This window comes from Aliikangiella maris, assembly GCF_040719265.1.
GTDB lineage: Bacteria > Pseudomonadota > Gammaproteobacteria > Enterobacterales > Kangiellaceae > Aliikangiella > Aliikangiella maris.
The window spans coordinates 89,236-102,274 of the sequence record NZ_JBFDAH010000008.1; the positions used below are offsets into that span (position 1 = coordinate 89,236).

At 36.5% G+C, this 13,039-nt stretch carries 10 protein-coding genes; all 10 read left to right on the top strand.

Annotated elements, in window-relative coordinates; all coding sequences use genetic code 11:
- Positions 1-34 precede the first annotated feature (34 nt).
- The 10 genes from tssC (at position 35) to ABVT42_RS09520 (ending at position 12,974) form a co-directional block, all read left to right on the top strand.
- Complete coding sequence (gene tssC, locus ABVT42_RS09475) at positions 35-1,570, top strand: type VI secretion system contractile sheath large subunit (RefSeq protein ID WP_353874559.1); 1,536 nt, start codon at positions 35-37, stop codon at positions 1,568-1,570.
- A gap of 14 nt (positions 1,571-1,584) precedes the next feature.
- On the top strand, positions 1,585-2,367 hold the full coding sequence (locus ABVT42_RS09480) for a type VI secretion system accessory protein TagJ (RefSeq protein WP_353874558.1): 783 nt from the start codon (positions 1,585-1,587) through the stop codon (positions 2,365-2,367).
- Positions 2,368-2,381: 14 nt separating this feature from the next.
- Entirely contained in the window at positions 2,382-2,858 is a 477-nt protein-coding gene (gene tssE / locus ABVT42_RS09485) for a type VI secretion system baseplate subunit TssE (protein ID WP_353874557.1), read from the top strand.
- Positions 2,855-4,678, top strand: a complete 1,824-nt coding sequence (tssF, locus tag ABVT42_RS09490) for a type VI secretion system baseplate subunit TssF (protein WP_353874556.1) — start codon at positions 2,855-2,857, stop codon at positions 4,676-4,678. The genes tssE and tssF overlap by 4 nt, the downstream gene beginning before the upstream one ends.
- Positions 4,675-5,679 carry a type VI secretion system baseplate subunit TssG gene (gene tssG / locus ABVT42_RS09495; protein WP_353874555.1) on the top strand — a complete coding sequence of 335 codons (1,005 nt, stop codon included), beginning with the start codon at positions 4,675-4,677 and terminating at the stop codon, positions 5,677-5,679. Before tssF ends, tssG begins: the two co-directional genes overlap by 4 nt.
- Before the next feature lie 46 nt (positions 5,680-5,725).
- The gene (gene tssH, locus ABVT42_RS09500) at positions 5,726-8,362 is read left to right on the top strand and encodes a type VI secretion system ATPase TssH (protein ID WP_353874554.1); all 2,637 of its coding nucleotides are present in this window, start codon (positions 5,726-5,728) and stop codon (positions 8,360-8,362) included.
- A 942-nt stretch (positions 8,363-9,304) separates the two neighbouring features.
- Entirely contained in the window at positions 9,305-9,811 is a 507-nt protein-coding gene (locus ABVT42_RS09505) for an Hcp family type VI secretion system effector (RefSeq protein WP_353874553.1), read from the top strand.
- Between the two features lie 97 nt (positions 9,812-9,908).
- On the top strand, positions 9,909-11,888 hold the full coding sequence (locus tag ABVT42_RS09510; protein WP_353874552.1) for a type VI secretion system Vgr family protein: 1,980 nt from the start codon (positions 9,909-9,911) through the stop codon (positions 11,886-11,888).
- 1 nt (position 11,889) lies between these two features.
- Complete coding sequence (locus ABVT42_RS09515) at positions 11,890-12,489, top strand: DUF6484 domain-containing protein (RefSeq protein ID WP_353874551.1); 600 nt, start codon at positions 11,890-11,892, stop codon at positions 12,487-12,489.
- A gap of 26 nt (positions 12,490-12,515) precedes the next feature.
- Positions 12,516-12,974 (top strand): DUF4150 domain-containing protein, encoded by a 459-nt coding sequence (locus ABVT42_RS09520; RefSeq protein WP_353874550.1) that lies wholly within the window; start codon positions 12,516-12,518, stop codon positions 12,972-12,974.
- The last annotated feature ends 65 nt before the right edge of the window (positions 12,975-13,039 follow it).

The window sequence follows — 13,039 nt, forward strand, 5'->3', positions numbered from 1 at the left end:
ATAAGGAAATTCATGTTTTTTTTGAGTGGGAACCATGAGTGTTTTTAGTAAAAATACTTTTCAAAAAGTTAAACCTGAAGCGTTTAATACATCAAATAAAAAAGCAATTCTTGATAAAGAAGGTGCGCGCTCACTTATTACCTTGGTAACGTCATCACACAATGTCATTGAAGCATTTTGTATTTGGCTATCTAAATACTCCGACTTAAAAACCAAAAAAAATAAGCGGCTTTGTTTACGTGTAGAGTTATCAAAAATGATTTCATTATTAGATGAAATTCTTTCTGAAGCGATATCAAATATTTTACATCATGAAGATTTTCAGGCGTTGGAAAGTGCCTGGACTGGTTTGTTTTATTTGGCTGTGCAAAAGCATCAAAAAGATATTGAAGGTCGCATCAAAATTAAAGTAATCGACCTATCTTGGGCTGAACTATCAAAAGATGTTCATAAAGCTATTGAATTTGATCAAAGTGAATTTTTCAAAATGATTTACAGCCAAGAGTTTGATATGCCCGGCGGTGAACCATATGGTGTTATTATTGCTAATTATCAGTTGTCACACACACCAAGAAAAAACATTCCTTATAATGATCTCGATACCTTAAAGTTGATTTCGCAAACTGCTGCGGCATCATTTTCTCCTTTTATTGCGTCAGTTAAACCTTCATTATTGGGATTAAATGATTTTACCGACCTAGGAAGGCCAATTAATATTTCAGAGCATTTTATGCAGTCCGACTTTGTCAAATGGCGCTCTTTACGCAGCAGCGATGATGTTCGTTATATCGGTTTAACTTTACCCGAAATATTAATGCGACGTCCTTATCGTCAGTATTATTTTAATAATAAAAATAAATTTCAATTTTCAGAGCTGATTCGTCATCCCAAAGATGATTATCTTTGGGGAAATGCTGCCTTTGCATTTGGTTCTGTACTTATTCGCGCGTTCACCAATCATGGTTGGTTTGCTCAAATCAGAGGTGCGACACGAGGACAATTTGATGGTGGTATTGTCGAATCATTACCCTTTGAATATTTAAAAGTCAGCCGTAATATTCGAGAAATTACCGCATCGGTCAATGTGAAGATAGGTGATAAAACAGAACATGAATTAAGTCACAATGGGTTTATTTCTCTTTGCCACTTAAAAAATTCTAGTCATCATGTTTTTTATAGTAATAATTCAATTCAGGAACCACGTGATTACAATAAACAAATCGCCAATGTCAATGCTCGAATCTCGAGCATGTTGCAGTATATATTAAGTGCATCAAGATTTGCCCATTACCTGAAAATCATCTGTCGTAATCGAGTTGGACGATTCGACAGCTCAAATGAATGTCAGTTGTATCTGCAAAACTGGTTACATGAATACACAACCGCTAGTGACTCAGACTCAATTGATTTAAAAGCACGATACCCGTTAAAAGAAGCCAGTGTTTCAGTTGAAGATGTACCCGGACGACCGGGTATGTATTCGTGTATTGCGCATTTGCAGCCGCACTTTCAAATGGACCAAATGGTGTCATCTTTAAAACTTGTAACCGAATTACCAGCGAAAGCTTAAAGGAGTAAATACCAATGAACCAAGCACTAGAAAAATTTAAAAATGGAAAATTAATTGAAGCAATATCACTACTTAATGATGCGTTGAAGAAAAATCCAACTGACATCGATAGTCGAAGCTTACTGGTTGAAATGCTGTGCTTTAACGGTGAATTTGAACGGGCAGACAAACAACTGGATTTTTTAGCACACCAAACACCTGAGCTAGCAATGAATGCTTCATTGCTTAGACTCACTTTAAAAGGTGCGCAAGCCAGAGCTGACTTTTTTGAGCATGGTACTTTACCTGAGTTTTTCGATAAAAATAGTGAACTGGAACTGCAACTAGCTGCTGTTATTAATTTAAAGGAAAATGATATTGAAAATGCGGTTGAGTCGTTGAAAAAAATAGAGAAAGAATTACAGCCGATTAATATTAAATATAATGGCCAAGCCGTAGAAGAGTTTCGTGATTTGGATGATGTTGTTGGCCGATTTATCGAAGTGATAGGCGGTAATGGCAAATACTATTGGATACACATCAGTCAAATTGAAGAACTAGCTTTTATTGCTCCGGTAGACAGACTCGATATTTTATGGCGACGGGCAGAAATCTTGTTAAAAAATGGCATGAAAGGCGAAGTTCGCATACCAACTTGCTATATCGGTTCAGATAATGACGCCAGCAAGCTAGCTAAAGTCACTGAGTGGAATGAAGTCGCACAGAATCTGGTTAGAGGAATTGGTCAACGAACATTTTTAATTGGTAATGAAGCGGTGCCAATTATGGATATGGAAAAAATAGAAGCTGCAGCCTAAGCAGAGAAAATCTCATGGAATCTACCGATTTACTTTCGATCATTGATAAGCTCATTGACCATGAGCCAGATAAAAAAGCTGAAAGAAAAAAGAGTCAGTATGAAGTTTTTTTACAAATTAAATCGGGTATTCGCCGCGATTTGGAAAACTTACTCAATGCTAAAGTGGATTGGAATATTTTGCCTGAAAACTGTTTCCACTTAGAAAAGTCACTGGTGAACTATGGACTACCTGACTTCACCAGCATTAACTTGGCAGCTAAAGAATATCGTGAGCAATTTATTAGAATTATTGAATCAGCTATCGGTCGATTTGAAACTCGATTTGCGCGAGTTGAAGTGATTTTAAGTGAGGATCCTGATGATGTGGATCGTAATCTTCACTTTACTATTCGAGCAGTACTCAAGGGTGATATGTCTTCGGAAGTGATCTCCTTTAATACAAGAGTTGAGCCAATCAACAGAAAAGTTTATCTGGAAGATTATTCATGAATGATGAATTATTAAATTACTATAACAAAGAATTGGCATACCTGCGTCAACAAGGGGCTGAATTTGCGGAAAAGCACCCTAAAATAGCTGGGCGACTAAAAATGGATCAAGATAATATAGAAGATCCGCATGTTTCCAGATTACTTGAAGGTGTAGCATTTCTTACTGCAAAAATCAGACACAAACTGGATGATTGTTTTCCAGAGCTGACCGATGCGCTACTTAATACAATTTATCCCGATTACCAAGCACCTATTCCTGCCATCAGTATTGTTCAATTTTTACCTACAGATAGTTTGGAATCGGCTTTTACATTACCTAAAGGTAGTGAAATTGAGAACGTGAATAATTATGATCACAACTGTAGCTTTCAAACCGCTTATGAACTGAATGTTTATCCTTATCAAGTGGTTGAAGTCAATATGAGTGGTACACCATTCGATGCCCCCTCGTTTGATTTTTCGCATAAAGCGAAGTCTGTTATTAAAATTAATTTACAAAGCTGTTATTGGAGCGATGCATTTAATCAAATCAAACCTGCTGACTTTGATTGCTTTTTATCAGGCGCAGGACAAATTCCCTTTAAACTATTTGAATTGATCTTTAATAATCTTACTGGTATAGCGCTAGCAGATCCCACCGATTACAAAACTGCAAAGTCTATCCCTTTAGAAAATTTAAAGTTTAAAGGGCTGGAAAATAATGAAGGCGTAATTCCTTATAAAAACAAATCTTTTAGCGGATCTCGGTTAATTGCAGAATACTTTACTTGCCCCGAAAAATTTTTATTTTTTAAAATTACAGGAATGCAAGAACTTTGGCATGATATTAATACAAATGCAACGCTGTATTTGTACTTTGACATTGGTGACGAAGAACTGGAAAGACATGTAACAACCAGCAACTTTTCCTATGCCTGTACGCCAATTGTTAATCAATATGAGATTCGAACCGATCCGATTCAATTGGATCGGTATCAGCAAGAAGTCAAAATTCATCCTTATATTGGTGAGACTGAGCGAGCAGAAGTACTGAGCATAAAACGAGTAACGCTGGTTTCACAAGACGGCGATGAAATTGAAGTTAAGCCGTTTTATCAGACTAATTATCCTCAGCAAATGGATGAAAAAAATTATTACTGGCATCTTCGCCGTGAAATGCTTGAAGAAAAAGGCGACAGTATTAAAGATGGGTTTGAAACCTATTTGTCAATTGTTGATATGAATTTTGAAAATCAGGAGTTTGATAAAGGCTGGGTACTCAATGTCGATGCAATCTGCTCAAATCGAAATCAACCAGCGGCCTTACCATTTTCACCGGGTGAACCCAAAATGCAACTGGTTGAGTCATTCTCAGAACTACTAACTGTTGAATGTAAAACACCATTAAGTAAAACCTTGCGTGTTCCACTGCATGAAAAAACACGCTGGCAACTGGTATCACATTTAACATTACAAAATTTTAGTGGTGAACAAGGCTTAGAGACATTACGTCGTACTCTAGCACTCTATGACTTCAGGCGTTCACCCGACTCAAGAAACTTTATTGACGGTATTACCGGCTTAAAAATCGAACCTAAATCTGCACGAATTTTAGTGCAGGGGATTCGAGCCATAGCGCTGGGTAATTTAATTACTATTGAGTTTAAAGAAAATTCTTACGCTGGTAATGGTGTATTTTTGTTTGCCAAAGTACTTGAAAGATTTTTTTCACAGTACACGGCTATTAATTCATTTATTCAATTACAAATTAAAATATATGACCGCATGGCACCACTGTATACTGGGTTGCCCATGACTGGTAATCGAACACTACTATGAGTTTACAGGCATTATTAAATAATCCACATGAGTTTGATTTTTTTCAAGCGGTGTATATATTGGAACGCGAAAAAGAGCTTTCCATGCCAATTATTACCCATGAAAATATGACCAAAATCGGATTTGATGGACCATTAAATAAAGAATCGCTAACGTTTAAGGTTGATCCAAGTTTAGGATTTAATGGCTTATCAGTGTGTAAAATCCACCGTGAAATAAAAGACGATAAGCCACAAAAATGGCAGGTTGTGGTTGCTTTTTTAGGGCTTATTGGTACAAATGGAGTATTACCACAGCACTATACCGAACTTGTACTGCAACGTTTAAAAGCAAGAGATTTAGCCTTAGTTGATTTCTTAAACCTGTTTAATCATCGCTTGATCTCGTTATTTTACCGTGCTTGGGAAAAATACCGTGTGCCGATTCAATATGGTAGAGCGGGGCGAGTTGGGCAAAGAGATACGTTTACTCAATGTATTGACAGTTTAACCGGTAACCTCGCAGAAGAGTCGGTATTTAATTACTATGCCGGCTTTTTTGCCAAACATGTGCGTAATGCGACGTCATTAGAATCGATGTTAAGTGATTTTTTGGCAGCACCAGTAGCGATAGAACAGTTTTGTGGTGAGTGGCTGACAATCGATCCTCAAGAGCAAACTTCACTAAAAGCTAACAGTGAATTTGCCTGTCTAGGTGTTGGTACTATTCTTGGACAGCAATATTGGAGCGTACAAAACAAAATTGAAATTAAAATCGGTCCATTGACGTATCAACAATACAAAAATTTATTGCCTGGTGAGACATTGTCGAATGTTTTGATTCGTTTGATCAAGCAATATATCAATGATGGAATCAAGGTGTCGATTCAGCTTTGGATGAATCAACAAGATATGAAATTTACACAGTTTGGCAGCAAAAATGCTTGTCTGGGACAATTAACCTGGATGTCTCATTTGAAACCTGCCATTGATAAACCCGAATACATTTCTTTTGAATGTTAATTAATTAAACAGAGCCTGGCGCTCCACAATTAAAAAAGGAATTAAGATGTCAAATAATAGTCTTAAAATGCTTGTAGGAAAGAATAATGATTTCTGCAAAAGAAAATTAGAAGCTGCGGCTGGTTTGTGTCACTCCAGAACACATCACCATGTTGAAGTTGAGCATTGGCTTTTAAAAATTCTTGAAGAACCAGCGTCAGACATAAATGTAATTTTGGGACATTTTGGTATTGAAACTCAAGGCGTTATTAACGATATCAATCGTTATTGCGAGAAGTTACGCACGGGTAATATTCATCCGCCTTCATTTTCACCTTATCTAGTCGAAGCTTTAAATAAAGCTTGGAGCGTTGCATCGTTAGACTTTTCTGAACCGGAAATCCGCTCTGGATTTATCTTGATGGCAATTTTGGTCGATGATAGTTTTGCGTCAATGACCAGAGACTTTTCGCCAAAGTTTGAGCGTATTAATTTAGCTGAATTGAAAGCAAATTTTTCTTCGATAGTTCGTGGAAGTTGTGAACAAACCAATGAACAAAATGAGCAAGATACTCAACAAAAAAATCAAGTTAAAGCGAGTAGTAAAACACCTGCATTAGATCAATATACGATTAACCTCACTGCAAAAGCAAAAGAAGGAAAAATAGATCCAGTCATTGGCAGAGATAATGAAATACGACAAATTATCGATATTTTAACACGTCGTCGTCAAAACAATCCGATTTTAACGGGTGAAGCTGGGGTTGGAAAAACAGCTGTCGTCGAAGGTTTTGCACTAAAACTAGCAGAAGGACAAGTGCCTCCCAGTTTGCAAAATATTACCTTAAGAGTGCTTGACTTAGGATTATTGCAAGCTGGCGCGGGTGTCAAAGGTGAGTTTGAAAACCGACTTAAAGATGTGATTAAAGAAGTTCAGTCTTCAGCACAACCTATCGTGCTTTTTATTGATGAAGCGCATACCATGATAGGTGCTGGCGGACAAGCGGGTCAGGGCGATGCAGCTAATCTACTAAAGCCGGCTTTGGCTCGAGGCGAGTTGAGAACTATTGCTGCAACTACCTGGGCAGAATATAAGAAATATTTTGAAAAAGATGCTGCTTTAGCAAGACGGTTTCAAGTTGTTAAAATTGAAGAACCAAGTGAAGAAAAAGCAATTCAAATGTTACGTGGTTTAGCCAAAACTATGGCAAAACATCACCAAATAGATATTTTAAACGAAGCAATTGAAGACGCCGTAAGACTCTCTAGTCGTTACATTTCTGGCCGACAATTACCTGATAAAGCAATTGGTCTGTTAGATACTGCCTGTGCCAGAGTTCAACTTAGTCAATCAGGCGTGCCAGGTAAAATAGAAGATATTAAATTTCAAATTTTTAAGAATAATACAGAAAAAGAAATTCTTACTCGAGAAAATGCTGGTAATGGCAAGCATAATGAAGCTTTGCAAAGACTCGAAGAAGAACTCACTCAGTTTAATGAAAAGTTGAATATACTAGAAGCTCATCAAAAACAAGAGCTTGATTTGGTCAATGAAATTAAACAAAAAAAATCTCAACTTGATGAAGTGATTGCTGCTAAAACTGACGAGTCTGCAATTGATATCATTGGTCAGGAAATTGAAAAACTACAAGAAAATCTAAAAATACTGCAAGCCAATCAACCGATGGTTTTTGAATGCGTTGATGGACAAGTCATTGCCGAAGTTGTTGCTGACTGGACTGGTATTCCTGTTGGTCGAATGCAGTCAGATGAAGTAAAAAACATTCTCGATTTGCAACAAAAAATGGAAGAGCGAGTGGTTGGTCAATCACACGGATTAGCTGCGATTACCAAAACGGTACAAACCTCGCGTGCCAAATTAACCGATCCAAAGCGGCCCATTGGTGTTTTTATGCTGGCAGGTCCTAGCGGTGTTGGTAAAACCGAAACCGCACTGTCGTTAGCTGAACAGGTATATGGCAGCGAGCAAAACCTGACAGTGATTAACATGTCAGAGTTTAAAGAAGAACATAAAGTTTCACTTTTAATGGGCTCTCCTCCCGGGTACGTTGGTTATGGCGAAGGTGGCGTGTTGACTGAGGCGGTCCGTCGCAAACCTTATAGCGTTGTATTGCTAGATGAAATGGAAAAAGCACATCCTGGCGTGCAAGATATTTTTTATCAGGTGTTTGATAAAGGCACGATAAAAGATGGTGAAGGACGCGATATTGATTTTAAAAATACAACGATCATCATGACTTCAAATGCGGGTACAGATACCATCATGAAACTAGCTGATGATCCTGAAACCATGCCGGATGCTGAAGGAATGGCTACTGCAATTCGAGGTGATTTACTACAAATATTTAAGCCAGCATTTTTAGGCCGTATTCAAGTAATTCCGTATTTTCCTTTGGGAGATGAGATTTTGAAGAAAATTACTCATATCCAATTGGCTAAAGTGGCACAGCGTGTCACCGATAATTATGCGGCGACAATAGACTTTGATAATAGCGTGATTGATAATATAGTGATGCGCTGCACCGAAGTTGATTCGGGTGCCAGAAATATTCATCACATTATTACTAACACGATCTTGCCAGAGTTATCGTTAATATTTTTAAATAATATGCTCGATGAAAAAGAGATGAAAAATATTAATGTCACGGTAGAATATGATCAGTTTAAGTATGAATTTGTTTGATGCCATTTAGTGGGTAAAATTAAATTTTATTTAGATTTAGAATAACTGAAAAATATAAAAGTACTTGGAGTGAGGAGGCTAAAAATCTTTATTTTTTATGTCATGAATAATGCGTATATTAATTGACTAAAGGCTATCGATTAATTGGCTTTTTTGCTGCTGAGATTTAAATTAAATAGTAAATGAATCGGTTTATTTTACGTTTGTTCCATTGATTGTCCCATAACACAGATTAATTTTTAAAAAATGATAAATGCATCAAATTTTTAAACAAAAAAAACATTTTAAAAGTTAATTGATTGAGTTGAAAAAATGTACGTGTTAGGATCTCGGACCAGTAGAACATAACACATTATTGATAAGGAAAACGATAAGGAACGTTAAATTTAAATATTCTGGCTTATGAAAAGTAACTTCTAATTAGTCGAATTTATAATGGCAGGGAATGTAAAGTGTTGATGTTACTCCCTCCATTGAATAACAAGAAATCGATTCATCTGGTTTCAACTACTAATTAGCTGCTTTAAGTCGTTATAGTGATACGTATTCAAATTGAAATGTAAAATTAATTTGACTATCGAATTATGGTTTAACTACTGAATTATGATTTATCTATCGAATGATATAATTCTCCTGATCGTTTTAATAAAAACTTAATTAGTGTTTGCTAATAAGCGTTTAAAAATTAAACAAAAGTGACTGATTACAAAAGTGGCTAATTGATTTATCAGTAATCCTGTTAACCGTTAGTCACTTTTAAAAGCATTGTTTGTATTGGTATATTCAATAGCAGTGAAATTGCCGATACTTCAATAAACACATACTACGCAATGTGCCAAAAGGGACTTAACTCTTGAGGTCATAGTAGTAAATCTTAATTGCTGTTGATGCGGTAGTATTGATAGCAGGAAAATTTGAAAATGCAAAAAGGAGTATACTTCTATGAGTACTGAACAAGCTAGTGTCTATTTAAGAATTGACGGTGGTAATGTTAAAGGTGATGTTACTGCATCTAACTATAAAGATATGATTGCTGTAAATTCATTCAGCTTTAGCGCACATCGTGAAATCAATGCGCTGACTGGTGTAATGCAAGAGCGTACAGCTAAAGCGGCTTACCTTGACGAAATCCGTTTCCAAAAATCTTCAGATTGTTCTTCAACTGAACTGTTGAAAAAAGCAACTGTTGGTAAAGCATGTAAATTTGAATTCTTCTTCACAACTCAAGCTGAAGACGGAATCAAAGAAATTGCTAAAATCGAGTTAAACGATGCGATGATCAGCAGTGTTAACATGGAAACTAGTAACGGTGGCGATGCGCGTTTATTTGAATCATTCAGCGTAAGTTATACTGAATTCACTATGACTCACACTCAATATGACGACAAAAACGTTGCTAAAGCGCCTCTACGTTTCAGCTACAGTGGCGTTAAAGGTGAAGCAGCTTAATTTTAAGCTTCAACCACAAAGAATGGGTAAATCTTTACCCATTCTTTTTCTAATTCTGACAATATCATGATTAATTTCTTTATCTAAGAGAAAATGTATGGGAAAGCTAAAACAGGAAAATCATCTTCATTCAATAGAAACACCATTTGGTAAAGATGTACTAGTCTTAGATAAATGTACCGGATCCGAGTCCCTTTCAGATTTATATAGTTTTGACTTATCAATGGTTTCCGAAACGGAAGCATTAGATCCAAAAAAGATTATTGGCAAACCGGTTGGTATAACAGTCAATCTTGAAGACGGCAATAAACGTTACTTTCATGGCCGTATTGTAGAATTTCAATCGGGCGGCACCATCCGCTCAGGAGAATTTCACCGTTATTATGCAACCTTGGTTCCTGAACTGTGGTTTACTCAAAAAACCCAGGATTGTAAGATTTTTCAAGATAAGTCATTCAAAGAAATTATCGAGTATGTACTCGGTAAATATGGCATTTCGTACAAATTTGATTTAACTGGTAGCTATGCCAAACATGATTATTGTGTTCAGTTTAATGAAAGTGACTATACATTTATTTGTCGTCTCATGCAGGAAGAAGGGCTGGTTTTTTATTTTGAACACAAAAAAAGTAGCCATCAGCTGATTATTACTGACGATGTCAGTACCTTTAAAGAATGTGAAGAAGGGGCTGTCCATTTTTCACAGGGAAATGAAAACGATGCCGTGGTTGGTGTAAGAGGAAAATATAAGTTTTCAACCGGTACCCATTTTACTAAAAACTTCGATTTCAAAGCACCAAACAATATTCCAAGCGGATTCGAAAAAGTGGCTAAACCGCTTTTCCCGGATGTGTTAAACCACGAGATCTACAATTATCCAGGTGAAGGTCTGACTGCGGCAGATCTTAAAAAAGAATCAAAAATAAAAACGCAAGCATACAATAAAGAAAACTATATTGTTGATGGTGCATCTGGCAATTATTCAATTAGTCCCGGTAAAAAATTTAAAATTACCGATTCGGCGCTAAAGCAACACAAAAATCAATTACTTCAAATAGTGAATTGTCGCTATATTTTGATTGATGAAACACATCTAAACCAAGGATCGGCTGAGCGAAAATTTCATACATTATTTGAAACTGCTGAAGCCGGTACGCCATATCGAGCAGGCAACCTTATCAAAAAGCCGCAAGTACCAGGAGTGCAATCAGCCATTGTAACGGGGCCTAAAGATCAAGAAATCTATGTAGATGAATTTGGCCGAGTCAAAGTGCAATTCCATTGGGATAGAGACGGTAAATATGACGAAAAAAGTTCATGCTGGTTAAGGGTTTCACAGGCTTGGGCGGGTAAAAGCTGGGGAACATTCTTTCACCCTCGAATTGGTGATGAAGTTCTGGTTGATTTTATTGATGGTGATTTGGATAAGCCGATTGTAGTGGGACGTGTTTATAATGGGAAGAATAAAACTTACTATTCATTACCAGAAAACAAGACTAAATCAGGGATTAAAACTCAATCGACACTAAAAGGAAGTAATACTAATTTCAATGAATTCACTTTTGAAGATAAAAAAGGTGAAGAGAGAATTTATATCCATGCCGAGAAAAACATGGATACCGAAGTCGAAAATGATCAAACCTTAACAGTTGATCATAACCGCGATAAAGTTGTAAAAAATGACCAATCTGAAAATATAGGGAACGACAAGTCAATAGAGGTTAAACGCCATCATACTGAAGGTGTTGGTGGTAATATGTCTATTTCTGTAGACAAGAATCTGATTGAGAAAGTTAAAGTTGATTACACCGAAGATGTTGATCAGAATAAAAAATCAACAATTGGTAAAAATCTTGATGAAGATATCGGTGCAAATCACACTGAAAATGTTAAAGATGACTACATCTTAAATGCTAAACGCATACAAATGACCGCACGTGATGAGATTAGCATTAAAGTGGGTAGCGCGAGCATTTTAATGAAGAAAAATGGCGATATAACCATTCAAGGCAAGACAATCAACATTAAAGGTTCGGGCGATGTCATATTGAAGGGCAAAAATATCAAGGAAAATTAATATGTCAGTTGTTAAACCATTTAAGAAAAAGTCTGATAATCAATCATTCAATTTGCAACCGTTAACGGTTGTTGGCGAAATTGTTTCAGTGAATGAAAATGGTATCGCTTTTATTGATTATCCTCAAAATACTACAGGCCCCATTCAGGCTCGTTCGGTGTTAACGGCTCAACAGCAATCTGGGTTTGAAGCGCTACCCGTAACGGTATTACTCGTATTTGAAGATGCAGATCCACAAAAACCAATTATTACGGGTATTATCAATGAAACACTCTTTGCGCCTAAAATACCTGATATTGAAGAAACTGAAGCAGAAGATACGAAAATAAAAGAGTCAGATAATAGTAAAGCGCAATCACAGCAACTTTTAGGGCAACCCCTATTAGAAGAAGCACTTGAGTTTCCAACTGATACTGCAAAAACAATGCGAGTTGATGGTAAAAAAGTGGTGTTCGATGCCAAGGAAGAAATCCTATTTCAATGTGGAAAAAGCTCGATATTACTAACAAAAAGTGGTCGTATTATTATCAAGGGAACTCATTTGGTCAGTCGCTCAACTGCGAGTAATAAAATAAAAGGTAGTAGTGTTAGTATTAACTAGCTTTTTTCAATTAATAGGGTTTTGCTATGGGTGTTACAGTTGGCGTAAATAATTTGTCGGTAGTACATAAAGGTAGTGGCGGTATGACGCCATGTTTTCCTGATGTTTGTAAAACACCGACTCCGGGCGGACCAGTTCCGATTCCATACCCTAATATTGCTCGTTCTTCTGATTCTGCAAAAACAGCCAAAAAAGTATTTTGCGATGGGAACCCAGTTTGCGTAAAAACATCAAATTTTAAAACTAGCGTAGGCGATGAGCCCGGTGTTGTAAAGGGCATTGTATCTAGCAAGGTTAAGGGTATTGCTGAATTTGTAAATTATTCGTTTGATACAAAAGTTGAAGGAAAAAATGTACCTAGAGCATTTGATTTAATGCTGCATAATAATAAAAATACGGCACCATTTCCGGTGATTCAAAAACCGATTATTAATATTCCTCGAATTGAAGAGGTAAAATGCCTAGTCTGTAATAAAAAGCTCTAAGTTACATTTTTAAATTTGGCGCATACCAATTACATTTTATAGTTTATATCGTTTACGGGTAACAT

What these genes read in the sequence shown, in the direction of transcription:
- tssC (WP_353874559.1), top strand. Translation starts at nt 35, where the DNA reads ATGAGTGTTTTTAGTAAAAATACTTTTCAAAAAGTTAAACCTGAAGCG.
- ABVT42_RS09480 (WP_353874558.1), top strand. Translation starts at nt 1,585, where the DNA reads ATGAACCAAGCACTAGAAAAATTTAAAAATGGAAAATTAATTGAAGCA.
- tssE (WP_353874557.1), top strand. Translation starts at nt 2,382, where the DNA reads ATGGAATCTACCGATTTACTTTCGATCATTGATAAGCTCATTGACCAT.
- tssF (WP_353874556.1), top strand. Translation starts at nt 2,855, where the DNA reads ATGAATGATGAATTATTAAATTACTATAACAAAGAATTGGCATACCTG.
- tssG (WP_353874555.1), top strand. Translation starts at nt 4,675, where the DNA reads ATGAGTTTACAGGCATTATTAAATAATCCACATGAGTTTGATTTTTTT.
- tssH (WP_353874554.1), top strand. Translation starts at nt 5,726, where the DNA reads ATGTCAAATAATAGTCTTAAAATGCTTGTAGGAAAGAATAATGATTTC.
- ABVT42_RS09505 (WP_353874553.1), top strand. Translation starts at nt 9,305, where the DNA reads ATGAGTACTGAACAAGCTAGTGTCTATTTAAGAATTGACGGTGGTAAT.
- ABVT42_RS09510 (WP_353874552.1), top strand. Translation starts at nt 9,909, where the DNA reads ATGGGAAAGCTAAAACAGGAAAATCATCTTCATTCAATAGAAACACCA.
- ABVT42_RS09515 (WP_353874551.1), top strand. Translation starts at nt 11,890, where the DNA reads ATGTCAGTTGTTAAACCATTTAAGAAAAAGTCTGATAATCAATCATTC.
- ABVT42_RS09520 (WP_353874550.1), top strand. Translation starts at nt 12,516, where the DNA reads ATGGGTGTTACAGTTGGCGTAAATAATTTGTCGGTAGTACATAAAGGT.